Annotated in this window: 25 protein-coding genes; 8 read left to right on the top strand and 17 right to left on the bottom strand. The window is 65.0% G+C overall.

Annotation, left to right across the window (positions count from 1 at the left end):
* Positions 1–6: 6 nt before the first annotated feature.
* From P0D77_RS07850 to P0D77_RS07835, 4 genes are all read right to left on the bottom strand, one after another.
* Positions 7–666, bottom strand: a complete 660-nt coding sequence (locus tag P0D77_RS07850) for an ABC transporter ATP-binding protein (RefSeq protein WP_277552273.1) — start codon at positions 664–666, stop codon at positions 7–9.
* Positions 667–1,532: 866 nt separating this feature from the next.
* Positions 1,533–1,787, bottom strand: a complete 255-nt coding sequence (locus P0D77_RS07845) for a hypothetical protein (protein ID WP_277552271.1) — start codon at positions 1,785–1,787, stop codon at positions 1,533–1,535.
* Positions 1,788–1,942: 155 nt separating this feature from the next.
* A complete protein-coding gene (locus tag P0D77_RS07840; protein ID WP_277552270.1) occupies positions 1,943–3,190 on the bottom strand; it encodes an HAD family hydrolase in 1,248 nt (415 codons plus the stop codon).
* A gap of 88 nt (positions 3,191–3,278) precedes the next feature.
* Positions 3,279–4,133, bottom strand: a complete 855-nt coding sequence (locus P0D77_RS07835; RefSeq protein ID WP_277552268.1) for an eIF2B alpha/beta/delta subunit family protein — start codon at positions 4,131–4,133, stop codon at positions 3,279–3,281.
* Positions 4,134–4,352: 219 nt separating this feature from the next.
* On the opposite strand from P0D77_RS07835, the gene P0D77_RS07830 reads away from it, so the two are divergent.
* From P0D77_RS07830 to P0D77_RS07820, 3 genes are all read left to right on the top strand, one after another.
* The gene (locus P0D77_RS07830; RefSeq protein ID WP_277552267.1) at positions 4,353–4,751 is read left to right on the top strand and encodes a hypothetical protein; all 399 of its coding nucleotides are present in this window, start codon (positions 4,353–4,355) and stop codon (positions 4,749–4,751) included.
* A 133-nt stretch (positions 4,752–4,884) separates the two neighbouring features.
* Positions 4,885–7,068 (top strand): PAS domain S-box protein, encoded by a 2,184-nt coding sequence (locus tag P0D77_RS07825; RefSeq protein WP_277552265.1) that lies wholly within the window; start codon positions 4,885–4,887, stop codon positions 7,066–7,068.
* A gap of 94 nt (positions 7,069–7,162) precedes the next feature.
* Complete coding sequence (locus tag P0D77_RS07820) at positions 7,163–7,288, top strand: hypothetical protein (protein WP_277552263.1); 126 nt, start codon at positions 7,163–7,165, stop codon at positions 7,286–7,288.
* 11 nt (positions 7,289–7,299) lie between these two features.
* Here P0D77_RS07820 and P0D77_RS07815 read toward each other — a convergent pair whose 3' ends face one another.
* The 9 genes from P0D77_RS07815 to P0D77_RS07775 form a co-directional block, all read right to left on the bottom strand.
* Positions 7,300–7,524 (bottom strand): hypothetical protein, encoded by a 225-nt coding sequence (locus P0D77_RS07815; RefSeq protein ID WP_277552262.1) that lies wholly within the window; start codon positions 7,522–7,524, stop codon positions 7,300–7,302.
* Positions 7,525–7,608: 84 nt separating this feature from the next.
* Entirely contained in the window at positions 7,609–8,457 is an 849-nt protein-coding gene (locus P0D77_RS07810) for a hypothetical protein (RefSeq protein ID WP_277552260.1), read from the bottom strand.
* Between the two features lie 217 nt (positions 8,458–8,674).
* Entirely contained in the window at positions 8,675–9,517 is an 843-nt protein-coding gene (locus P0D77_RS07805) for a DUF8054 domain-containing protein (RefSeq protein ID WP_277552258.1), read from the bottom strand.
* A gap of 97 nt (positions 9,518–9,614) precedes the next feature.
* Complete coding sequence (locus tag P0D77_RS07800; protein WP_277552256.1) at positions 9,615–10,202, bottom strand: DUF8054 domain-containing protein; 588 nt, start codon at positions 10,200–10,202, stop codon at positions 9,615–9,617.
* 48 nt (positions 10,203–10,250) lie between these two features.
* Entirely contained in the window at positions 10,251–10,748 is a 498-nt protein-coding gene (locus P0D77_RS07795; protein WP_277552254.1) for a DUF3592 domain-containing protein, read from the bottom strand.
* Positions 10,749–10,891: 143 nt separating this feature from the next.
* Positions 10,892–11,359, bottom strand: a complete 468-nt coding sequence (gene pyrI / locus P0D77_RS07790; RefSeq protein ID WP_277552252.1) for an aspartate carbamoyltransferase regulatory subunit — start codon at positions 11,357–11,359, stop codon at positions 10,892–10,894.
* Complete coding sequence (gene pyrB / locus P0D77_RS07785; protein WP_277552250.1) at positions 11,356–12,294, bottom strand: aspartate carbamoyltransferase; 939 nt, start codon at positions 12,292–12,294, stop codon at positions 11,356–11,358. The genes pyrI and pyrB overlap by 4 nt, the downstream gene beginning before the upstream one ends.
* A gap of 157 nt (positions 12,295–12,451) precedes the next feature.
* Entirely contained in the window at positions 12,452–12,637 is a 186-nt protein-coding gene (locus P0D77_RS07780; protein WP_277552248.1) for a hypothetical protein, read from the bottom strand.
* 114 nt (positions 12,638–12,751) lie between these two features.
* Positions 12,752–13,399 carry a ferritin family protein gene (locus P0D77_RS07775; protein ID WP_277552247.1) on the bottom strand — a complete coding sequence of 216 codons (648 nt, stop codon included), beginning with the start codon at positions 13,397–13,399 and terminating at the stop codon, positions 12,752–12,754.
* Between the two features lie 59 nt (positions 13,400–13,458).
* Here P0D77_RS07775 and P0D77_RS07770 point away from each other — a divergent pair, with 59 nt between their 5' ends.
* From P0D77_RS07770 to P0D77_RS07760, 3 genes are read left to right on the top strand one after another with little or no spacing between them, the layout of a single operon-like run.
* A complete protein-coding gene (locus tag P0D77_RS07770) occupies positions 13,459–13,773 on the top strand; it encodes an ASCH domain-containing protein (RefSeq protein WP_277552246.1) in 315 nt (104 codons plus the stop codon).
* Positions 13,774–13,782: 9 nt separating this feature from the next.
* Entirely contained in the window at positions 13,783–14,961 is a 1,179-nt protein-coding gene (locus P0D77_RS07765) for an MBL fold metallo-hydrolase (protein WP_349770028.1), read from the top strand.
* A 58-nt stretch (positions 14,962–15,019) separates the two neighbouring features.
* Positions 15,020–15,823, top strand: coding sequence for an AAC(3) family N-acetyltransferase (locus P0D77_RS07760; RefSeq protein WP_277552244.1), 804 nt, complete (start codon positions 15,020–15,022; stop codon positions 15,821–15,823).
* Positions 15,824–15,829: 6 nt separating this feature from the next.
* Here P0D77_RS07760 and P0D77_RS07755 read toward each other — a convergent pair whose 3' ends face one another.
* Together P0D77_RS07755 and P0D77_RS07750 are read right to left on the bottom strand one after the other, a co-directional pair.
* Positions 15,830–16,909 (bottom strand): sensor histidine kinase, encoded by a 1,080-nt coding sequence (locus tag P0D77_RS07755; protein WP_277552242.1) that lies wholly within the window; start codon positions 16,907–16,909, stop codon positions 15,830–15,832.
* A 48-nt stretch (positions 16,910–16,957) separates the two neighbouring features.
* Positions 16,958–17,293 carry a 2Fe-2S iron-sulfur cluster-binding protein gene (locus tag P0D77_RS07750; protein WP_277552241.1) on the bottom strand — a complete coding sequence of 112 codons (336 nt, stop codon included), beginning with the start codon at positions 17,291–17,293 and terminating at the stop codon, positions 16,958–16,960.
* Between the two features lie 123 nt (positions 17,294–17,416).
* Between P0D77_RS07750 and P0D77_RS07745 the strand changes: the two genes are divergently transcribed.
* On the top strand, positions 17,417–18,631 hold the full coding sequence (locus P0D77_RS07745) for a poly-gamma-glutamate biosynthesis protein PgsC/CapC (RefSeq protein ID WP_277552239.1): 1,215 nt from the start codon (positions 17,417–17,419) through the stop codon (positions 18,629–18,631).
* Positions 18,628–19,878 carry a Mur ligase gene (locus P0D77_RS07740; protein ID WP_277552237.1) on the top strand — a complete coding sequence of 417 codons (1,251 nt, stop codon included), beginning with the start codon at positions 18,628–18,630 and terminating at the stop codon, positions 19,876–19,878. The genes P0D77_RS07745 and P0D77_RS07740 overlap by 4 nt, the downstream gene beginning before the upstream one ends.
* Positions 19,879–19,913: 35 nt before the next feature.
* Here P0D77_RS07740 and P0D77_RS07735 read toward each other — a convergent pair whose 3' ends face one another.
* On the bottom strand, positions 19,914–20,723 hold the full coding sequence (locus P0D77_RS07735; RefSeq protein ID WP_277552235.1) for an enoyl-CoA hydratase/isomerase family protein: 810 nt from the start codon (positions 20,721–20,723) through the stop codon (positions 19,914–19,916).
* Between the two features lie 59 nt (positions 20,724–20,782).
* Positions 20,783–22,339, bottom strand: a complete 1,557-nt coding sequence (locus P0D77_RS07730) for a long-chain-fatty-acid--CoA ligase (RefSeq protein ID WP_277555719.1) — start codon at positions 22,337–22,339, stop codon at positions 20,783–20,785.
* Positions 22,340–22,420 lie beyond the last annotated feature (81 nt).

Here is a 22,420-nt window from a genome sequence, read left to right as displayed (position 1 = left end):
CCGTTGTCACACAGCCGAGAGCGACCCGTCGGCCAATAGGAGGTTGTCATCGAAGCGGTCCATCAGCCGTTGGTCGTGGCTAATCACAACCAGTGCTGTCCCGGCGTTCGCCTGCACGTCGAACAACAGGTCCAACACCTGGTCGGCAGTGTCTGGGTCAAGTTGTCCGGTTGGTTCGTCTGCGAGAATCACTGCAGGGTCATTAGCGAGCGCACGCGCGATGGCGACACGCTGTTTCTCTCCACCGGAGAGTGTTGCGGGGTACTGGTCGGCGAGATCAGCAATACCGAGCGACTCAAATAACTCACGCAGCCACGCTTCATCACGCTCGCCTCGATGGTCTTGTGGGAGTGCAGCGTTCTCCCACGCCGAGAGGTCGGGGATCAACTGGAAATCCTGAAATACGAATCCAACCGTGTCGCGACGGATGCGTGCGCGGTGTCGCTCCTTGAGGTCTGCCGTCGACTTGCCGTCGACATACAGGGTGCCATCTGTGGGCGGAGCAAGAAGGCCGAGCACGTTGAACAACGTCGTCTTCCCTGCGCCACTTGGTCCTTGGATCAGGACCCGCCCGTCTTCGGGAACGCTGATCGAAACCCCATCGAGGATTCGTTCACCCCCACGGTCGACCGTTATGTCCGATCCGCGGAGCACCGCCTCAGTCATTGCTCGTTGGTGGAGAGGCGACCACCGTAACCCTACCGCTCTCCAACACTACCGGTAAGGTGGCCCCTTCATCGGCAGTGACCGAACAGGTTATTGATGCCTGCTCAATAGCACGCAGGTAGTGACAGACGCGTCGGCTACCATCTTCCACGACGGAGGCACTGAATGAGCGACTCGGAGTCGATGCTCCGGCGGGTCGCGGTGGTTGTGACGCTCGTGACAGTCGTTCTTGCGGGCGCGTCGGCTGCGTTCGCAGCGACGAATGACCAGTATGGGCTCAGTATCGACGGGAGTGTCGATATCCCAACAACGACATACTCTGCGGAGGGGGAGACGGTCGAGGTATCACAGATTGGCCGTGGCGTCCCTTCGGATGACCTCTCATTCTCTGTTGACGCGCCGACTGGCGAATACTACACCGTCCGCATCGTGAACAGCGACGAGACAGTCGTCGAAACGACTGCCGGGCGCGGCAGCGATTCATTCGAAATTCCACTGCAATACTACGACGTTGGGACGTACGTTATCGCTGTAACGAACGAGTCCGGAGATGAGACACAGGTGTACGCTGCCGAACCGTTCGTTGTCAGCGGGTACACGGTGACGCAAAACGCGCCAGCAAGTGTCGAGAACGATGAAACATTCAGCGTCGAAGTCACGGTTGAAGAGCGTGACTCGCCTCCTGCGCCCACCGGTATCACCGTGACTGTCGGCGATAGCGAAGACCGCGTTGTCCGTGATGCCACGAAGGTTAACGACTCGACGTATGTCGCCGAGTTCGACGCAAGCGAATTCGACACGGGTGAGTACACCGTCGTCAGCGGTGTTCGCGGCGAAATGGGCTTCGACGGGAGTGCTCGGGAGTACTACGGTATCAGCAATTCCGACTCAATCACCGTGACGACCGCACAGACCGAGACAGCCACGTCCACGCCGAATGACAGTACCGACGATGGGAACGCCGGCTCAGACGGTGGGTCATCCCAGACGGCAACCGCGACAGCCACCCCAACGCCAACCGCAACCGCAACACCAACAGTGACGCCGACGGCGACACCAACCGCGACGCCAACGGCAACCGCGACGTCTACGGCGACGCCAACCCAGACCACCTCAGTCACACCGACACCAACTGGGTCGGGTGAGTCGACCGAGACGACTGGAGCGCTCGTCCACCCACTCGGACTCGGAGTACTCGCAGCGCTTGCGGCGTTACTGTTCGTCCGCGCGCGACAACGCTGAAATAGGGGAAAATTCGTACCCTTACCGACGCTTCTCAGTCGTCAAGATCGTCGAGGTCGGCGAGACACCGCCAAGCGTACATCGTCCGGAGTACGTCGGCCGCGCCGCCGGGCGCAAACACGAGGTCATCAGTCGCGCGAACGTGATCCAGCACGTTCGCCGACGAGTGTTCGGGCGCGGCCGAAACGCCGGCCTCGTGCTGTTCGGCCCACTCCATCACCCGCAGGTCAGACTTCGAGTCGCCCATCACGCAGACGAACGGGTCGTCGATGCCCAACACCTCAAGCGATGCCTCAACGCCGGCTGCCTTGTGGAGGTCGGCGGCCGCGAGTTCTGCAGCGTCGGCGCGATACAGCGCTACCTCAAGCCGCTCGAACAACGGCACTGCTGCCTCCGGAACCGTCTCGGGCACGTCCCCGCCAGCCCGGGAGATCGCCCCCTCGATTTCGGGGTCAGCGTCACCGTAGTACGCTCGTGCAGCTGCTGGGCCGTCCTCGATATCGGTTCGCTCCTCAACCGCCTCGCCGACGAGACCGAGGAGGTGGACCATCGCCTCGTCAATGACGGCCTCGGCGTCGTCGCTCCCCGTCTCGTAGTTCGGTTTCAGGGTGACGTTGAACTCGTTGCCTTGGAGGTGACAGCCACGGCGGACGCGTTCGGGCGCTTCGTGGAGGATGCCGTCGCGAACGTAGTCGACAGTGCCGCGTACGTCGTCCTCAAGCTCGTCATACAGGAGGCGCTTGGTGTCGGCCCCGCTGCCAGGCGTGAACACGCCTGCGCCGGCCTCGTAGACGACCGAGACGTCGCCCGAGTGGACGAGTTCGTTGCCGAGCCCCTGGATGAGGAAGCCCTTGACGTTCTCTAAGGTCTGGCCGGTGCAGATGACCAGTGGGACGCCCAACTCCGCAAACTCTGTGAGGAGGTGGAGCGTCTCGCGTGGAATCTCGTTGTCCGTGTCACCGGCGGAACGAAGCGTCTCGTCCACGTCTAAGACGAGTGCGTTCGGCGCACGGCCGTACTTGCCGTGGAGGTCGAGTGCGGTGAACGCCGACTCCCGATCCGCCATCGCGGCGACTTCCGCGAGCGTCTCGCCAGCGACAGGGCCGAACGCGCGTTCGATGCGGTCACGGCGCTCCGAGAGGTCGTCGTTGGCTTCGTCCCACCGATCCAGTGCCACCCGCGAGTCCAGCGGTGGGAACAGGTCGACGAACTCCCGATACGCGCGCAACGACTCGGTGTCGAACTCGCCGTACAGTTCGTACAGGCGATCGTAGAGGGTCATACATACATCGTCGGGACACCAAGCAAAAGCACCAGCGGCTTCGACCGCCACCGTGGGGCGGGCCCTCAATCGTTGGAAATCGCCCCGCTCAAAACTGCATTACACCGTCTTCGGTCACGACGGCGTCGACGAGTCGCGTCGGCGTAGTGTCGTAGCCGGGGTTGCTCGCGTCGAACCCGTCGGGTGGTTCTTGGACCACCTCGAATGCCGGACGGTCGGCGTTCTCGAAGGTGAAGCCAGAGTCGCCGATAAATTTTGAGGAGGCGGCGACGACGGTGAAGGGGACGTCCTGATCGGCGGCGGCCGTCGCGATCTGGTAGGTACCGATCCGGTTGTACACCGTATCATCAATGAGGCAGTTCATCCCGACGAACACGCGGTCACACTCTGAGAGAACGTGTCCTGCAGCGCCGTCGACGATAATCGTCACGTCGACGCGGTCGTTGCCGGCGAGTTGGCGAGCGGTCCGCCGCCCGAGGTATCGCGGGCGCGACTCGGTGACGTACAGATCGAACGACTTGCCGTCGGCGAGCGCACGATCAAACGCGGCCATCACCGTCGAGGAGTTCTCGTGGGTCAACAGTACGTCGCCATCGTCGATCAGATCAGCAGCTCGCTTACTCGCGTCTGCCTTAGTCGTCTCGACGCGGTCGATCACCTCCTCAATAGCAGTTTCGAGCGCCGCCTTCGCCGCGTCTACAGTGTCGGTGTCTGCGTCGTCGACGCGCTCGAGGATCCGTCGTTGGGTAGTATATAGCGGGGCGTGCGACGTGTTCGCTTGGCGTAGCGACCGACTGTTACGTTCGAGCGAACGCTCGAACTCCTCGACGCTGCGGAATTGTCGGTCGGTCAGTTCCCGCAGCGCCTCTGCGGCGTCCACGGCGACGACGGACGCACTCTGAGTCTGTAACTCCTCAATGCGCCGGATCGTCTCGTCGATCACGGGGAAGCGTTCGCAAGAGTCTGTATTGATTGTACGGGTCAGAGTACATCCAGATAGATAACAATCACTTTCCCTCAGAAATTGTGCCTCTGCGTCGAAAAGAATTCACCTAGGTAACTGGGTGAACTCTGACGATACTCTATTCAAATGGAGGCTTAGAACCGCTCAAAAGCGTGGTAGTGGATATATAACAAGGTTTGAACGCGCTGAATAGCGATAGTGGAGATGACGTTTCAGAAATTCACAGAAACAAAACGTGGTCGTGGTCGACCAAAGAGTACTGAACTAATGATGTCGATTCGGAAATCCGGGACGATCGGCGTGAACCGAGCGGCGCTAGACGAGTTCTTTGAGGGGAAAGATGGCGCGGTGATGTACTACGACGAGGAGTCCAATCGGATCGGAATCGAACCGGTGGAAGACGCCGAAGCCGATGACGCGGCGTACACGGTGACGAAGTCCGATGCGAGTGGGACGATCGCTGCCCAAGCGTTCTTGCGGAAATACGATCTCGTCCCAGAGATCACGACCCAGTACGCCCCGCAGTGGGACGACGAAGAAGAGCTGGTCGTGATCGATGTCGACGACTACCTGAAAACGTACGGCTCGAAAGAATAACTCTGGGCAGGGGCTCAGGCGTCGTCGTATCTGCTACGGCGACGGGGAGTTTATGCACGTCCCAATCGATTCGGGGATATGAACCACAGACTGGTGGCGTTCTGTACTCACGCGTACCCTTCGGGGCGACGCGATGACCGATAGCGAGACGGACGCCGACGACAGTCAATCGGCTTCTTCTACCGGCGTTTATGCGACACTCCGCTTCGATCAGTCATTGTGCTGTCTCGGGTTCGATGAGGGAGGATCCAACCTGCTCGGCATCACTCCCGAGGCCGTCGGCTCGGATATCCTTCCGCAGATATTTCGGACCCCCGAAGTGGTCCGTTCTGAACTCCAGAGGGTCCAAGAGAGCGGTCGCCCGACGACGATACGCTGGGAGGCCTCAGCGACGGGGGCCGTCGGTTGGGGATGGGTTCGACCAGCGAATGACGGTGTATCGATCCTGCTGTCGGTCGACGAGGAGGCAAAAACGCGGAACGGCAAACTAGAGGAACACACCACCCCCGAGTCGATCACCGCTCGCAGCGCACTCCTCGAACAGACTGAACGCCTCGCGAACACTGGTGGGTGGGAGTACGACCGCAGGCGAGAGACACTCACGTGGACTGCAGGCACGAAAGATATCCACGGTGTTGACACTGGGTACGAACCGACAGTTGAAGAAGCACTTTCGTTCTACCATCCAGACGACCGAGAACTGCTCAGCAGTCTCATCGACCGAGCAGTCGACGAGCAGGAACCGTACGACACGCAGGCCCGTCTCACGACGACCGATGGCCGACAACGGTGGGTCCGCACCGTAGGAGAGCCGGTCATAGATGCCGATGGCGAGGTCGTCGCCGTCCGGGGTGCGATTCGAGACATCTCCGACGAGCGTGCACAAGAGCGACAGATCTCGCTGCTCAAACGAGCTATCGATGCCTCCCCGGTCGGTGTGACATTGGCGGACGTCCGCCGCGACGACGAACCCCTGATGTACGTCAACCAGGCGTTCGAGGAACTCACCGGCTACGACGAGTCAGAGGTACTCGGTCGGAACTGTCGGTTCCTCCAGGGGGAGGAGACGCGTGAAGAGCCCGTCGCAACACTGCGTGCGGCTATCGACGCCGGCGAACCGGCGACGGTCGAACTGCGCAACTACCGAGCCGACGGGACGATGTTCTGGAACCGCCTGACGATCTCACCCGTCACCGACGACGACGGCGCAGTGACACACTACGTCGGGTTCCAGATCGACGTCACCGAGGCGAAGACACTCGAGACGCAGTTACAGGAGTTCAAGCAGGCGGTCGAGTGTTCCGGCCACGCCATCTACATCACTGACGTCGACGGGACGATCACGTACGTCAACAAAGCGTTCGAGGAGACCACGGGCTACCGCTCAGAGGAAGCGGTGGGTCAGACCCCGAACATCCTCAACTCCGGGCAGATGGACGACAAGTACTTCGACCGCCTCTGGAGTGAGATCACCGCCGGCAACACCTTCGAGGAACGGATCGTCGACCGGGACCGCGAGGGGCACTTCTACCGCGCTCACCAGACGATTTCGCCGTTGATCGGCGACGACGGTGAGGTGACCGGGTTCGTCGCCGTACAGACCGACATCACAGACCAGATCGAACGCTCCCAACAGGTCGCGGTCCTCGACCGGGTGTTGCGCCACAACCTCCGCAACGATATGAACATCGTCCTCGGTCACGCGGAACGACTCGCCGAGGCACTCGACGGCGATCTCGCGGACTCCGCCCGGACGATTCGAGACACTGGGGCAGACTTACTCGATCTCGCACAGAAGGAGCGCGCTATCGTCGAACGCCTGAACGCACCCACGGAGCGGACTACACAGCATCTGCGGTCGGTGATCGACACCATCGTCGAGGATCTGGAACCGGCGTACCCGGACGCACGACTGACCGTCGAGTGTCCGGCGGCGTTGACCGTGAGTGCGACACCACAGGTCGGCGACGCACTCGGTGAGTTCGTGGAGAACGCGCTGGAGCACACCGACGAATCCCCCCCGTCGGTTCGTATCACCGCGGCGGTGCGCCGAGAGCGGACGGGAGACGCAGTTCGGATCTCGATCGCGGACCGGGGACCAGGCGTCCCCGAATCGCTGCGCCAACTCGTCACCTCCGACCGGGTGCCGGACTCGCTGACTCACTCCGACGGCCTCGGGATGTGGATCGCGAGTTGGGTCGTGACACGGTCAGGCGGGTCGGTCGACTTCGAGACGCGCGACGGTGGCGGGACAGTCGTCCACGTAACGCTCCCTGGCGGCCTTGACGAACCCGGCAGTGGCGATAACCACGACTGAGCCATCTTGCGATCTGCCCTGGAACGCGCACGCAGCGTCGCTGTCGGATCTGTCTCGCCGCGGAACCTATGTGGCCGCGGCACCTGACGGACGTATGGCCGACACAGAGCAGAAACAGGCGACCGGCGGGATGTTGCTCGTGCTCGCCGGCGTCGCCGGCTTCATCACGCTTCTCGGTATCGTCGTCGTCTGGGCGTTCGCGTACGGGCCGCTCTCTTAGCGACGCGGTGGTCACTCGTCTCTGCGAGCGGCGACGTCAAGGTCGTCGTCCCCAGCGACAGTGATAGCCGAGGCGAGACACGCGACCGCGAGAAGGCCCGCGAGAAATACCGCGACCGCGTCGCCGCTCACGAGGACCGCAGCGGTCGGAAGCGCGACCCCGACTAGACCGATCCGCCGGGCGGCGGTTCGATTGCGGCCGTTGTTCGTCGGTGGCGAACCCGTTGGGAGGGACATCACCGACTGCTCCGTCAGATGCGGAGATAAGTGTGCGCGGACTACCGCAGCGGTGCGTGAGGGCTACCTGGGTTAGCTGAGCGATTATTCCTCGCTCGCGCCGTACTCTTTGCCCTCACGGGCGTCCGCCCGCATCCGCCGGAGCGCCGCGGCCGCTTGACTCGCGTCGTAGCCGAAGAAGACGTCCTCGCCGTACGCCCCCGCGACCTCGGCGGCGTGGTTCAAGTCGTCGATGTCGACGTTGACGGCGTACAGTTCGACCGAGAACGTCACGTCAAGGTCGGCGAGTCGACTCTCGAACCCCTTCGCGATGGTCTCCAGCCAGTAGGTCGTCCCGTAGTGGGTGTCGTAGAGGGGGACGACGAACTCGTCGACGTACTCCGCGAGTGCGTCGAGGTCGAGGCCCGCGCGTTCGTACAGGTGGCCGGGGTACGGGTCGGGGTACAGCGTGAGGTAGGCACGCCCGGGAATGCGCTTGGTCGCTTCGGCGACAAACTCGGTGATGACGCTCGTGCGCCACGCCTCCCAGTCGTCGTACTCAGAGTCGGCGAACTGCTGTTCACAGCGGTCACAATGACAGTAGCCCTGTCGAGGGAAGCCCACGTCATCGAGGCGAACGTCGTCGTTGACGGCTGCGCAGTCTTCGACGATTTCGAGTAGTCCCTCGCGATAGCGCTCGTGGGTGGGGCAGATGTACGCCCAGTCAAAGTACGTCCGGTCGCGCGTGGCTGGGTTCCCCTCCTCGTCGACGGGGACCAACTCGGGCGTCGCCTCGGCGGCCGCGTTGTCGCCGAAACACGACACCATATTGACGGCCGTCTCCAGCGGTTCTGCCGAGCGCCCAGTGACGTCTTTTACCTCGTAGAAGCCTAGGTCGAAGTCGGGCCACTCCACCTCCTCGGCGTTGCGGGTGACGACGCCGTATTCGGTCATATCGGTCGTTGGACTGTCGCGAGGGTACGTGTTTCGGAAAAATGGTGTGCGGCCGCAGCGTCGCGACCACTCGACGGCGTTACTCGGACTCTGATTCGACTTCGACTTCGACCGGTTCCGTATCGGAGCTGAACAGCACGTACAGGAGGACTACGACACCGAACAGGACGACGAGTTTCGATTTCCCTGACATACCACACCCTTCCGTCGGTGGGTACTAATCGTTTCCGCCCGCAGTCGACTGGTCGTCGACGCCGACCGGGCCGAAGTTGTGGAGTTCACTGTCACAGTCAGCACACGCGAGTACCTCCCGATTCGGCGTGTCGTGGATGCTCATCGTCCCACCACAACAGCCGTCCGCGACGGTCGTCTGGACCACGTCGCCGCCGCAGACCGGACACTCGGGGGCAAACAGTCGAAGCGGCGACGCACCCGGCGCGCGAACCGATTCGGGGACGCCTACCTCACGCATTGCACGGACGGCGGCCACATCGGCGATAGCGTGGATCGGTCGGAGCCAGACGACGCCTTCCTCACCCTTGACCGAAACGCCGTCGTATCGAATCTCAGCGTCACCGTCGAACGGCACGACCGCGGCGGTCGCCGCTGCCAGTGCATCCTCGTCCACCTCGCGCAGCGTCGCCATCTCCTCGCACCAGGCCGTCTCGAATTCGTCGGTGAGATAGAGGTCGCCGTCGTCGCCCTCACTCAACACGCCGGCCTCGAACATCGCTCCCAGCATTCGCTCGGGGTCGGTGTTCTCCGCGAGTTCGTCGGAACGGCGCTCCGGCGGTCCGTCGTCGCCGACGTGTTTGAAGTAGGGAGCAAGGCCAGCCTTAGTGACGAGACGCGGCGCGAACGACGGCGTGCCAGGGACGACGTACCCGCGCAGGTAGATGAGCGCCATCCCTCCTACGAGGACGAGGAACGCGAGCGGCCCGGAAACGGGGACTGCGACCGCGGACGCGATGAGGACGATACCGGCGTTGACGATAGTACACGGCCAGCATCGGTCGTCGCCAGTGTACTCCGGCCGATGGATCGCATCAAGCGTGCGCATACCCGTGCTGGGTGTCGGATCGGAATAGGCGTTACCGAAGCAGTCGGCTGGGTGGTCGCGAGCGGCCGACGTGGTGATTCACGGTACTGTTGCCGTCTCAGTCCTCGACCTGTGCACTCAGTTCGTGGACCTCCGCACCGCAGTCAGTACACGCGAGCACCTTCCGGTTCGCCTCGCGGCCGCTCTCGGGCGGGACCGGCGAGCCGTCTCGACTGATCGTAGAGACCACGTCGCCGCCGCAAGAGGGACACTCGGGTGTGAACAGTCGCAGCGGCGTCGCCGCGGGTGCGCGGACGTAGTCGGGTACGTCGAACGCCTCCATCGCGAGGACGGCGGCCACGTCCGCGATAGCGTTCGTCGGGCGGAGCCACGCGACGCCCTCCTGGCCCTCGATGCGGATGCCGTCGTAGGCGCGTTCGCCCTCTGCCTCAAAGGGGACGGCCTGTGCGGTCGCCTCGATGAGTTTCTGCTGGTCGAGCGAGCGCAGCGTCGACATCTGGCCGGTCCACGCCGACTCGAACTCCTTGGTGAGATAGAGGTCACCGTCTTCGCCCTCGGTCAAGATCCCCGCGCGAAGCATCGTTCCGAGGAGGTCTTCTGGCTCGCTGTCGGGTGCCAGCGGGTCAGACGTTCGCGGCGCGTCCTCGTCTCGGCCGCCGTCGGCGACGATGTCGAACCGTGTCATACGCAGGCATTAGCCGCGGACGGTTAGTGGGTTGCGGAGTCGTGCCGCTCACCGCGCTCGCAGTCGCTTCGTCGTGGTGTACCCGCCGAACAACGCCAACACGCCGCCGATAGCGACAGCGAGTAGCGGCGCGTTCGACGTGTCGCGCCGGAGGAACGCGCCGTCGGGGTCGCTCGGGTCGACGAACGCGGTGACGGTGTCTCCCTCGTCGATGTCTGAGATGGCGTCCTCGGCCGCGGATCGAGTGTCGTACTCGGGAGCGATAGTCGCCGGATACAGTCGGGTTCCGGTGTACGCCGTCCCCCGGAAGTCGTACTCAAACCGAACTCGCGGCGTGTAGTCGACGGTTCCCTCGCCAGGAGTAGACGCTTCCTCGACGCCCACCGCGGTCACGGTCGCGTCGACCTCGACGGCGTCTGCGACGGCGTCACTCTGTCCGGTGTAGTCGACGACCCCGTAGCCAGCGACGGCGACACCGACGACGAGGAAGAGGAGCGCCCCACGTAGGGAGTCGGGACCGTCGATCTGCAGTCCGTCGTCGCTCATCGAAGATCACTCGCCGAGGCAGGCGATGGCTCGAACTGTGGGTGGAGGGAAGCGATCACACCACAGACACATCAGCACGAACGCAAAAAACGCGGTGGAACGAGCCGAGGGAGCGACGGCGAGCGGCGACCGAATCAGCGCGGTCAGTGAACGGCGAGGTGGTCGCCGATGTCCTCGCGAACGATATCACCGCAGAACTCACAGCGGACGCCGTCGTCGACGACGCGGAACGCGGATTCGACGGGTTCGTCGGCGTTCGTGATGCAGTTGTGGTTCGGGCAGGTGAGCAGGCCGATGACGCGTTCGGGGCGTTCGACGCGCTTCTTCTCGACCACCTCGTACTCGCGGACGATGTTGACCGTCGCCTCCGGGGCGAGCAACGAGAGTACGTCCACCTCACCCTGGCTCAGTTCGCGGTCTTCCACCTTCACGACGTCTTTCGTCCCGAGTTTGTCCGAGGGGACGTTCATCCCGATGGAGACGCCGACGCCCTCGTCGCCGTCGATGCCGAGGATGGCGAGGACGTTCAGCGCCTGCCCGCCGGTGATGTGATCGATGACCGTCCCGTTTCGGATCTTCGAGACGCGGAGTTCGTGTTCCGGGCCGCTCATCGTGGCTCACCTCCGTCGGTCGCGGCGTCGTCACCCAGCAGCGTATCGAGCAGGGCCATTCGCACAGGGACGCCGTTGTGCGCCTGTTCGAAGTAGGCGGCGTACTCGGTCGTGTCCACGTCGGGTGCAATCTCGTCCACGCGCGGGAGCGGGTGCATCACGGTGAGGTCGTCGCTGGCGCGTTCGAGCGTCTCGGCGTCGATCTGGTACTCGCCGGCCACCTTCTGGTACTCGTTCTCGTCGGGGAAGCGCTCGCGCTGGATCCGCGTGACGTACAGGACGTCCAGTTCGGGGAGCACCTCGTCGAGACTCGTGTGCTCTCGGAGGCGCGCCCCGGCGTCGTGGAGGTCGAACTGGACACCGCGAGGGAGGCGAAGCGACTCGGGGCTGACGAAGTGCATCCGCGCGTCGAAGTTGGTGAGCGCCTCCGCCAGCGAGTGGACCGTTCGACCGTACTTCAGGTCGCCCATAATCCCGACCGTCAGGTCATCTAAGCCCGCTCGCTCGCGCATCGTGTACAGGTCGAGCAACGTCTGACTGGGGTGTTGGCCGGCACCGTCGCCGGCGTTGACGACGGGGACGTCGACGAACTGCGAGGCGAGTTTCGCCGCGCCCTCGCTCGGGTGTCGGAGGACGATACCGTCGGCGTAGCCCTCGATGACGCGGACGGTGTCGGCCAGCGACTCGCCCTTCTTTACCGACGACGACTCGACGGTCCCCATGTCGACGGTGTCGCCGCCAAGCCGTTTCATCGCGGTGTCGAACGACATCTTGGTGCGCGTGCTCGGTTCGAAGAAACACAGCGCGAGCAGCGTGTCGGCGTAGCGGTCGCCGACGGCACCCGGGTCGTCCGCGAGGTCGGCCGCCCGGTCCAGCACGGCCTCGATGTCCTCCCGAGTGAGTTGGCCCGCCGAGAGGAGGTGGTCGTGACGCATTACCGAATACGCCGTCGTCCCGTCCCTTCAATCGCTCGGGTCGACGATCCCGTCGCTGTCGTGCGATTCTGCACGACAGTGCACTCTCGGTGATCGGCGATTTCGAGATTCGTAACGGCGCTGAGTCCGATCACCGACTCGCGACTGCGAACCGGGCTCACGGCGACGAGTCGATCACCCGAACAGACGTGGCTCCGCACACCCGTTCGACCGCCCCATCACAGACGGAGCACGTCGACCGCTCCGCCGGATACACCCGCTTGCAGTCGCTGCACTGGTAGTAGTACGGGTCGAACGGTCGGAGTCGGGTCAGCGCCTTTCTGAGCCTGAGCGTCGGGTTCATCTGTCTCACCCCCATCACACATCTGTCGGCCATCACGAATCCGGTTCTGATCGGCTGGCTACAGCTTCGTGTCACGGTTCGCGGTGTACCACTACGGGTTCGGCCGCGTCGTGCTCAACACACCGGCTTCACGTCGATGCCCATCCCCTGGAGGGCGTCGGCGTAGTCGTCGTAGGCGATCTGGATCACGTACTCCGCGACCATCCGCGCGCGCTCCCAGTCGTCGTCCGACTCACAGGCGTCGTCTAACGCCGTGAGGCCTCGCTCCAGTTCCTCCTCGGTTTCCGTGCGGAAGTCGCGAAAGAGGTCCGCACGGGTCTGGTCCCGTTCGTTGTCGAAGAACGAGACGATCTGGAGGTGCGTGCGGTCGCTGACGAGGCCGCGGCCGACGGTTCCCGCGGCGACCCGTTCGACGACGTCCTCGCGTGCGCGGAGGTACTTGTGCATCGTCCCGCCGTCTGCGGGGTCGTAGGCGTCGGCGGCGTCGAGGTCGGCCAACGAGTCGAGGACGCGTTCGCGGTGGTCGCGTTCCCGGTCTGCGAGCCACGCGAACAACGCTCGTCCGGTCTCTTCGTCGGCGTCGTCCGCCCACGCTTCGAAGGTGGTCGCCGCCGCGTGTTCGGAGTCGGCGGCCGCGCGCAACACCGCCGCCGGTTCCAGCGTCGCGTCGGTCAACGCGACCAGCAGTTTGTTCGATCCGAGTCGGTCGAGTTCGGTCGCCTTCGATGCCGCGACCGCCTCGCGAAACGCCGCGCTGTCCATACTCGGGAGTCGCCGACGACGGCGTTAACGTTTCCCCCGAGCGACACCTATCGCGACCGATGACCCACATCGATGCGTCCGAGATTCTGCCCAACGAGCACGTCCAGCAACTGGCCGCCGACGGCGAGGTGACACAACTCCACCGCGGGCACGCCTACGCCGAGGAGGGCGACACCTTCGACATCGACGGTGAGACGTTCGAGGTGACCGCGATCGAACACCGAACGCTCGGTGACCTCACCGACGAAGACGCCCGCGCGGAGGGGTCGGAGGACCTCGACGCGTACAAGCGACGGCTGGAGGCCGTCCACGACGAGTTCGAGTGGGACGACGACAGCGAGGTGGTTCGCCACGTGTTCCACCCGCAGGAGTGAGGACAGACCGTGACTGACCTCGACCTCGACCCGGACGCGGAACTGGCCCCCGAGACGCTAGCGCGCCACCTCCGCGCGGGTGGACAGGTGTCCGTCCTCGACGTCCGCGACCGCCCGGAGTTCGACGCGTGGCACGTCGACGGCGGCGGCGTCGACGCTCGTCACGTCCCGCACGTCCAGTTCATCGCCGCTGGTGCGCGGGGTGACGCGACCGACCCGCTCCCCGCAGACCTCGCCGAACCGATCGTCGCGGTCTGTGGCCGAGGCGAAGCCAGCGCAGACACCGCCGACGCCCTCCGAGAGGCCGGCGTCGACGCCGTCAACCTCGCCGGCGGGATGGACGAGTGGGCCGTGGTGTACCTCGCAGAACCGCTCGTCGACGCCGACGACGTGACGGTCACGCAGTTCCAGCGCCCGTCGTCGGGGTGTCTCGCGTACCTGATCGTCGCCGGCGAGGGCGACGACCGCGAGGCGTGCGTGATCGACCCGCTTCGTGCGTTCACCGGGCGGTACGCCGCGGCTACAGAGGAGGCCGGTGCGACGCTTCGGTACGCGCTCGACACGCACGTCCACGCCGACCACGTCAGCGGGATCCGCTCGCTTCGGGACGCAACCGACGCTGCCGCGGTGGTTCCGTCGGGCGCGACCGACCGCGGACTGGCGTTCGACCCGACGCTCTTGGCGGACGGCGAGACACTCCAGATCGGCGACGTGACCGTCGAGGCGATCCACGCGCCTGGGCACACCAGCGAACTGTGTTGTTACCGTCTCCGTCGCGAACGCGGTCCCGACGTGGTGTTCACCGGCGACGCCCTGTTCCTCGGGAGCGTCGGGCGGCCGGATCTGGAGGAAGGAGACGACGGCGCTCGTTCGCTCGCAGGGCGGGCGTACGACACGCTCCACGAGCGACTCCTCCCGCTTCCAGACGACACGCTTGTCGCACCTGGGCACTTCGCGGACCTGGCCGACGCCCGCGGAGACACCTACGCTGCGCCACTGCGTGCGCTGTGGGATCTGGACGTGCTCTCGCTGGACCGAGAGTCGTTCGTCGACCGCGTCTCGGCGTCGTTGCCGCCGCGCCCGGCCAACTACGAACGGATCGTCGCCGTCAACCTCGGACAGGAGTCGCTCACCGACGAGGAGGCGTTCGAGGCGGAACTCGGTCCGAACAACTGCGCGGTGGAGTAGGCGACGACGTGGCCGGACCGGTCGGTACGATTTTGTCGCTCGCTTCGAGAATACGCCTATGAGCGAAGGAGACGCCGTCGACCGGACGGACGCGCCGGTGACGACCGACCGCGTCCGCGACGACCTCCGTGCCCTCGGCGTCGACGCGGGCGAGACGGCGCTGGTCCACTCGTCGCTGTCGGCGCTCGGGTGGGTCGCCGGCGGCGCACCGACCGTCGTCGACGGGGTGCTCGACGCCGTCACCGAGACGGGGACCGTCGCCGTCCCGACTCACTCGACGCAGTTGTCGGACCCGACCCACTGGGAGAACCCGCCGATTCCCGACGAGTGGGTCGACGTCGTCAAACGCGAGGCCGCGCCGTACCGCCCCGAGTCGACGCCGACGCGAGGGATGGGTGCGATCCCCGACTGCCTCCGCGACTACCCCGGAACCGTTCGGAGTCGGCACCCGACGACCTCGTTCGCGGCGTGGGGGGTGGACGCAGAAGCTGTGACCGCCGGCCACGCGTACGACTCACCGATGGGAGAGCAGTCGCCGCTGGCGCGTCTGTACGAACGCGACGCGCTCGTCGTGCGGATTGGCGTCGACGCGAACACCTGCCTCCACCTCGCGGAGTACCGCGCCGACTTCGACGGGACCCCCGAGACGAACGGCGGCCCAGTCGTCGAGGACGGCGAACGCCGCTGGGTCGAGTTCGAGGAGCCGGAGCATCGCGACGACTTCCGCGACATCGAAGCGGCGTTCGAGGATCAGTATCCAGACCGAGTCACGCGGGGGAGCGTCGCGAACGCAGAGACGGTCGTCTGTCGAATGCGACCGCTCGTGGACTTCGCGGTCGACTGGATGGAGCGAACTCGGTGACGACCATCACCGCGGCGTCTCCAGTCTGTCCACCGCACACGTCGGGAACGCCATCCGTACGCAGACCCCTGCAGGGTCGCGGTTCTCGATGTCGAGACGGCCGCCGGACTGGTCGACAATCGCGTTGACGATCCACAGGCCGAGACCGCTCCCGTGCCGCAGCGGAAGTTCGTGTGACTCTTCGAGGGCGGTAATCTCGTCTTTCGGGACAGCAGATCCGTCGTCGACGACCTCCACGATGGTCCACTGGTCCTGCGTGGAGACGGTCACCTCTACCGACAGCGCCTCGGGGTCGTTGTGGGCGGCGGTGTTGTCGAGGGCCTCCCAGATCGCATACTCGACCATCGGGTGGACGGACGCCCCTGCGGCCGTCGGAAGGTGCACCGCGATATCGATCGAGGGCTCTTGTTCGCGGAGTCGAGCGACCTTCGCACGGACCACCGGAACGAGATCCATCTCCGTCACGTCCTGATCACTCCAGACGTTCGCCAACGTCTGCGCGTTCTCCGAGAGTCCGGCCACGCGGTTCGCGTGGTCTTCGAGCGTCAGCAGGCGACGGGCGACCTCCTCCTCTTCGGTCGACTCGCGGGCCAGTTGTGCGACCCCAGAGATGATCGAGACCTCGTTGCGGATGTTGTGCCGGAGAACGCGCTGTAACACGGTCAGCCGCCCGTTCAACTGCTCCTGATAGTGTCTCTCCTCACGGATCCCTTCGAGGACGTAGCCGACGAGCGCTCCGGCGCACGTTCCGAGCGTCCACCCGATGGAGATGGTGAACCACCCCTCGACCACCGGTTCGCCCGCCGCCGACCGCGCCCATAGATACACGGCGGCGAGCGCTCCGACGACGGCCCCCGATACGAGTCCCGCGGTCACGACTCGCCCGACCGACTCGCGGTCGAACCCCTCACGCGCGACGCGAACAGCGACGAACACCAACACGAGGGCGAACACCAGCAGGATGCTTGCCTCGACGAGTTCGACCGCGAGTTGGTCGTCGTCGACGACGACGTGGGCGACCGCGAGTCCGACGACGGCCACGGCCATCGCCGCTGGTGCGGGGTGGAGCGTTCGCGGTTCGGACACGGAGTGGTGTTCACCAGACCCGCAATAATTAGTTCGGTTGGGGCGGCCTCAGTCGTCGTCTGCGGCCGCCTCGACGCTCGTCGCCGCCTCGTCTTCGATGCTCGGCGGGTACTTCCCGCGGTCGAGTTTCAGATCCGACTGCGCACGTGCCATACAGGTCAACGCGTAGTCTTCGGCTTCTTCTTCGGTAAGCGCACGGGCGACAGCGGCCTGTTGAGCCACCTCACCCTCGACGATCTCTGCGGTACAGGCCAGACACATCCCGACGCGGCAGGAGTACTCCTGGGCGATTCCCTCCTCGATGCAGGCGTTGAGGATGGTCTGCTTGTCCGACACCGTGATCTCCTCGCCGGTGCCGACGAACTCCACCGTGTAATCGGTCATACGCCTACGGTTCTCGGGTTCTCCCTTCTACGTTTCGCTTGTTCGACGAGCGGTGTCGACGCGACCACTCCAGGACCTTCCGGTCTAGTTACTCTTAAGCACGACCGGCCGGTGCCTTCGCCAGTGCTCGTCGCAACGCTCGTCGCTGCGCTCGGATTTCTTGCAGTCGCGTACATCACCCAGACGAAGGGCCTCCGGATCGGGGGCACCATCGTCGTTCCGACGCTGGCGGTCTACACGCTGAAGTACTTCATCGCGCTCCCGGTGTTCGTCCTCAGTACCGCCTTCGGCTACTTGTTCCTCGCGTTCGTCCGCGAGCGGACGCTGTTGTACGGTCGTGACGAGTTCGTCGCCGCCCTCGTCGGAGGGTCACTCGCACCGTTCCTGGCGTACGCCGCGCTGATCGCGGTCGTCCCGGAACAGGCTGTCTCTGCGCGTCCGGTCGTCTTCCTCGGGTCGCTGCTGCCGGGCCTCACCGCATACAACATTCACCAGACGAAGCCCGAGTACCGTAAACAGGATCTGCTATATATGACGGGGCTGTTCGTCGCGCTGGTCGCCCTCGGTGCGCTCCTCGTCTCTCCGTGGACGGCCGCGCGGGTCGGTGCCAGCGCGCCGCTCATCTTGTTCGCGAAGACGGCCGACATCGCGGTCGCTCGCGGTGCGGTCGTCGAGGGGTATCTCGCGCCGAACATCGACGGGCGGGCGACCGTCATCGCCGTGTTGACCGTCGGCGCGGTCGCGTCAGAGGTGGTGCGGCGGCACTTCGGCATCAGGCTGGGGATCATCTCGCTGGCGTTGCTGGCGCTGTTCGCACTCTCCACCAAGTGGTTGCTCGTGTTGTTCCTCCTCGCGACGGTCGTCTCGATGGTCGTCGTCCGGGCCATCCACTCCCGGACGCTCATCTACGGCCGCGTGCTGATCAGCATCGCGTGTGCCGTCGGCGTCCTCGTTGCACTCGGGTTCACGCTGGCGTTGCCGGAGGCGACCGGACTGGTGCTCGGCGAACAGGTCCCGATCCGCAGGGGACTGTCGGCGGTGTTCGTCGGCGTCATCGCGGGTGTCGACGCCTACAGCGTTCACACGACGCCACCGGCGGAGCGACGCGAACAACTCGTCCTCGGCGTCGGGACGTTCGTCGGACTCCTCGCACTCACGCGGGCGGTGACCGAGCCGTTCAGCCGGGGCGTCTTACAGGAGTTCGGCCGCCTGCACGTCGTTGCCGCGGCCGTCGTCGTGGTCGCGTCGCTCGCGGTGACGGCGTTCCTCGCCGTCGAGAAACCCAGCGACGACGAGGTGTACTCCGCGTCGGTCCTCTCGGGAGGTGACGGGTCGTGATCGACCGACCGCTCACCTACGGCGGGCAGTCGCTCCCGACGCCGTCGGTACTCGACCGCTTTCGGGCGTACCTCTCGCGCGGCCCCAACCACGAAGCGTTGCTCGACGACGTGGACGTGCGGATCGGCGTATCGGGCATCCGCGGGAAGTCGTCGACGGCGAAGCAACTCGGCCGGATCCTCACCGAACGCGGCTACGACTCGTACACGAAGATCACAGGCGACCGACCGACGTCGTACCACAACGGCCGCGAGATTCCGATTCATCGGTCGGGACCTCGCGTCACCCTGTACGAGAACATCGACCTGATCCGCGAGTTCGTCCCCGAGTTGACGCTGACCGAACCGAAGGACGCGGTCGTGATGGAGAACCAAGCGATCACCGAGTACACGATGCGGATGGTCAACGAACGGTTCCTCAAGCCCGACGTCCTCGTGTTCTGTAACGTCCGGCAGGACCACAACGACACGCTCGGGAAGGACCGCCAGACCATCGCCCGGTCGTTCGCTCGCGCGGTCCCCGAAGGCTGTCACGTCATCAGCGGTGAGCAACACGACGTCATCCACAGGTACCTCCGCGAAGAGATCGAGAAACGCGGCGCGACCATCGAGCAGGTGGTGATCCCCCAACGCCACCGCGACCTGATCGGCGCGGAGACGGTCCACGCCATCGATCACGTCCTCCGCCACATCGACGAGGATCCGCTCGACCCCGACCGCACCGACGAGATGCTCGCCGCCATCCAACCGGAGTGGACGCACCTGCCGGAGGGCCGGGTGTTCAACGCCGCGAAGGTCAACGAAATCGAGAGCACGGAACTGTTCCGGCGGTCGCTCGCCGATGGTGACGGCGACGACGACGTGGCGTACATCGGTGAGGAGGCACCCGACCGCGAACCGGATCGAGTCGTCCCGTTCGTCTTCCTCCGGCGCGACCGTCGCGGGCGAACCGCCTCGTTCGTCGACTACGTGAACATCCTCGCCGACCGCGACCTGATCGACCGCGTCCACGTTGGCGGCGCGTACACCGGCGTCTTCGCTCGCAACGTGACCGTTCCGGCGGTGCAACACGACACGGACGAGACGCCCGCGAGCGACGTCTTGGACTCGCTGTTGGCAGAGGACGACCCGGTGATGTTCATGGCGAACACCGTCGACCCGTTCATGCGCGAGTTGGTCGATGAAGTCGAGCGACGCGAACGCAAGGCCGAGGGCGAACCGGTCGTGCCGCCGCTCCCCGACTACTGAATAACACGCGAGCGCGAGACCGCTGGCGGGTCGGCTTACCGGCCCTCGAACTCCGGACTTCGCTTGCCCGTGAACGCGTCGACGCCCTCTGCGTGGTCCTCCGACTCCAGCACCGCCGCCTGTGCGCCGGCCTCGTGTTCGATGGCCTCACCGAGCGTGGCGAAGTCCGAGCGAAGAAGGCGCTTGGAGGTGCGAAGCGCGACCGTCGGACCACTCGCGATGCGGTCGACGAGCATCGAGAACTTCGCCTCGAACTGGTCGTCGGGGACGGCGTGGTTGACGACGCCCAACTCCTCGGCACGCTCGGCGCTCAGGAGTTCGCCGGTGTACACGAGTTCCTTCGCGACGTTCTCGCCGACGAGGCGCGGGAGCAGGTAGGAGGTGCCGGAGTCGACGGCGAGGCCGACCTCGCGGAAACCGAACCCGATCTGGGCGTCCTCGTGGAGGGCGGTCACGTCGCAGGCGATAGCGAGGTTCGCGCCCGCGCCGAACGCCGGGCCGTCGACCTTCGCGACGGTCGGATACTCGCACTCGTACACGCGCTTGACGCAGCGACCGATTTCGGTGATGATGTGGCGCACCGCGTCGTCGGTGGGCGCGTCGCTCTCCTGGCGCTCGAGCATCGTGTCGATGTCGCCGCCCGCACAGAACGCCGGGCCCTCCCCCTCGACGACGACACAGCGGGTGTCTCCGCCTTCGAGGTCGTCGATAGCCGCCTCGATGCCGTCGGTCATCGCCACCGAGAGGGCGTTGCGGCGGTCGGGTTCGTTCAAGACGATGCGCGCGACACCGTCGTCGCGTTCGAGTCGGACTGTGCCGTCAGAGAACTCCGTGACGTCTGCCATACCGGGGCGACGTAGCCCCGGGGTTTGGTCGTTTCCCCGGTTCCGCGATTACTCGCCGGTCACTCCCCGCGCAGTTCGAACTTCTGCACCTTCCCGGTCGTCGTCCGCGGGAGTTCCTCGACGAACTCCACTTGGCGCGGGTGCTTGTACTCCGCGAGGTTGTCGAGACAGAACTGTTTGATCTCGTCGGGCGTCACGTCGGCGCCCGGTTTGGGGACGATGAACGCCTTCACCGTCTCGCCTCGGCGGTCGTCCGGGATGCCGACGACGGCGGCGTCCGCGACCGCCTCGTGTTCGAACAACAACTCCTCGACCTCGCGCGGGTAGACGTTGTAGCCCGCAGTGTTGATCATGTGCTTCTCGCGGTCGACGATGTAGAAGTAGCCGTCCGCGTCGTGGTAGCCGATGTCGCCGGTGTGGAACCAGCGCTTGCCGTCCCACTCGGTGAACACCTCCTCGTTCGCCTCGGGGCGGTTGTGGTACCCCTGCATCACGTTCGGGCCGGAGACGACCACCTCGCCGGTGATGTCGTTGAGGTCGACGTCCTCCTCGTTGACGGGGCCCTCGTCGACCGGTGCGACTTGCTCGAAGTCGTGGTCGACGACCATCGCGTCGACGCCGGGGAGCGTCTTGCCGATAGAGCCGACGCGACGGCCCTTGCTGGGCGTGTTGAAGTGCGTGACCGGACTCGTCTCGGTGAGGCCGTACCCCTCGTATATCTTGACGTCGAACAGTTCCTCGAAACGCCGGAGGACTTCGACGGGGATGCCGGAGCCACCGACGCCGCACAGTCGCAGCGAGGAGAGGTCACGTTCGGCCGCGTCGGGTTGGTTGATGACGTCGTTGTACATCGCGGGGACGCCGTGCATCATCGTCAGTTCGGCCGACTCGATGAGGTCGAACGCCTCCTGTGCGTCCCACGCGGGCAGCGGATAGTACGCGCCGCCGTTGAACAGCGTCGAGTTCATCACGACGGTCATCCCGTAGATGTGGAACAGCGGCAATACGCCCAGTTGCCTGTCGTCGGTGCGGACGCCGCCCGGCGGGAGCGACGCCGCCATCTCCGCGTTCGACGCGAGGTTGTGGTGGGTGAGGAGGACGCCTTTCGGCGTGCCCGTCGTCCCGGAGGTGTACGGCTGACACGCGATGTCGTCGTCTGCGCGGTCGACCGTCTCGAACTCGGGAGCGCCGCAAAAGTCCTCGAAGGAGACGGTCCCTTCGACGGCCTCACCGATGGTGACGACGGTGTGTACGTCGGTGTCGTCGCGTACCTCCGCGACGTGACCCGCGAGGTCGGGGAGGGTGACGACCACTTCCGCGCCGGAGTCCGAGAGCATATGTTCGATCTCTCGGGCTTTGTACTGCGGATTCATCGGGACGACGACGCCGCCCGCGCGGAGCGTCCCGTGGAAGCCGACGACGAACTGCGGGAGGTTCGGGAGATAGATACCGACACGCCCGTCGGTGTCGACGCCCGCCTCGCGGAGGCCGTTGGCGAACGCGCCCGTCTGCCCCCACAACTCGCGGTAGGTGATGTCGGTGCCCTTGAACGAGACGGCGGTGCCGTCGGGGTGGTCCTCGACGGTCGAACCGACGTGCGTGACGAGGTTTGTCATGCAACTGTGTGAGTGGAAGTGTCGCGGCTAAAGTCTTTCCCGGTCGTTCACGATGCTTCGTCCTGCGATTTCGTCGATCGA

Origin of the sequence: Halobaculum limi (assembly GCF_029490015.1) — an archaeon.
In the GTDB taxonomy this organism is placed as follows: Archaea; Halobacteriota; Halobacteria; order Halobacteriales; family Haloferacaceae; genus Halobaculum; species Halobaculum limi.
Note: the sequence above shows the minus strand (reverse complement) of the source record. Positions and strands in the feature narration are given on the sequence as shown.

What these genes read in the sequence shown, in the direction of transcription:
- P0D77_RS07825 (WP_277552265.1), top strand. Translation starts at nt 4,885, where the DNA reads ATGACCGATAGCGAGACGGACGCCGACGACAGTCAATCGGCTTCTTCT.
- P0D77_RS07780 (WP_277552248.1), bottom strand. Translation starts at nt 12,637, where the DNA reads ATGAACCCGACGCTCAGGCTCAGAAAGGCGCTGACCCGACTCCGACCG.
- P0D77_RS07730 (WP_277555719.1), bottom strand. Translation starts at nt 22,339, where the DNA reads ATGACAAACCTCGTCACGCACGTCGGTTCGACCGTCGAGGACCACCCC.
- P0D77_RS07850 (WP_277552273.1), bottom strand. Translation starts at nt 666, where the DNA reads ATGACTGAGGCGGTGCTCCGCGGATCGGACATAACGGTCGACCGTGGG.
- P0D77_RS07770 (WP_277552246.1), top strand. Translation starts at nt 13,459, where the DNA reads ATGACCCACATCGATGCGTCCGAGATTCTGCCCAACGAGCACGTCCAG.
- P0D77_RS07735 (WP_277552235.1), bottom strand. Translation starts at nt 20,723, where the DNA reads ATGGCAGACGTCACGGAGTTCTCTGACGGCACAGTCCGACTCGAACGC.
- pyrB (WP_277552250.1), bottom strand. Translation starts at nt 12,294, where the DNA reads ATGCGTCACGACCACCTCCTCTCGGCGGGCCAACTCACTCGGGAGGAC.
- P0D77_RS07795 (WP_277552254.1), bottom strand. Translation starts at nt 10,748, where the DNA reads ATGAGCGACGACGGACTGCAGATCGACGGTCCCGACTCCCTACGTGGG.
- P0D77_RS07775 (WP_277552247.1), bottom strand. Translation starts at nt 13,399, where the DNA reads ATGGACAGCGCGGCGTTTCGCGAGGCGGTCGCGGCATCGAAGGCGACC.
- P0D77_RS07810 (WP_277552260.1), bottom strand. Translation starts at nt 8,457, where the DNA reads ATGACCGAATACGGCGTCGTCACCCGCAACGCCGAGGAGGTGGAGTGG.
- P0D77_RS07800 (WP_277552256.1), bottom strand. Translation starts at nt 10,202, where the DNA reads ATGACACGGTTCGACATCGTCGCCGACGGCGGCCGAGACGAGGACGCG.
- P0D77_RS07820 (WP_277552263.1), top strand. Translation starts at nt 7,163, where the DNA reads ATGGCCGACACAGAGCAGAAACAGGCGACCGGCGGGATGTTGCTCGTG.
- pyrI (WP_277552252.1), bottom strand. Translation starts at nt 11,359, where the DNA reads ATGAGCGGCCCGGAACACGAACTCCGCGTCTCGAAGATCCGAAACGGG.
- P0D77_RS07840 (WP_277552270.1), bottom strand. Translation starts at nt 3,190, where the DNA reads ATGACCCTCTACGATCGCCTGTACGAACTGTACGGCGAGTTCGACACC.
- P0D77_RS07760 (WP_277552244.1), top strand. Translation starts at nt 15,020, where the DNA reads ATGAGCGAAGGAGACGCCGTCGACCGGACGGACGCGCCGGTGACGACC.
- P0D77_RS07750 (WP_277552241.1), bottom strand. Translation starts at nt 17,293, where the DNA reads ATGACCGATTACACGGTGGAGTTCGTCGGCACCGGCGAGGAGATCACG.
- P0D77_RS07805 (WP_277552258.1), bottom strand. Translation starts at nt 9,517, where the DNA reads ATGCGCACGCTTGATGCGATCCATCGGCCGGAGTACACTGGCGACGAC.
- P0D77_RS07815 (WP_277552262.1), bottom strand. Translation starts at nt 7,524, where the DNA reads ATGTCCCTCCCAACGGGTTCGCCACCGACGAACAACGGCCGCAATCGA.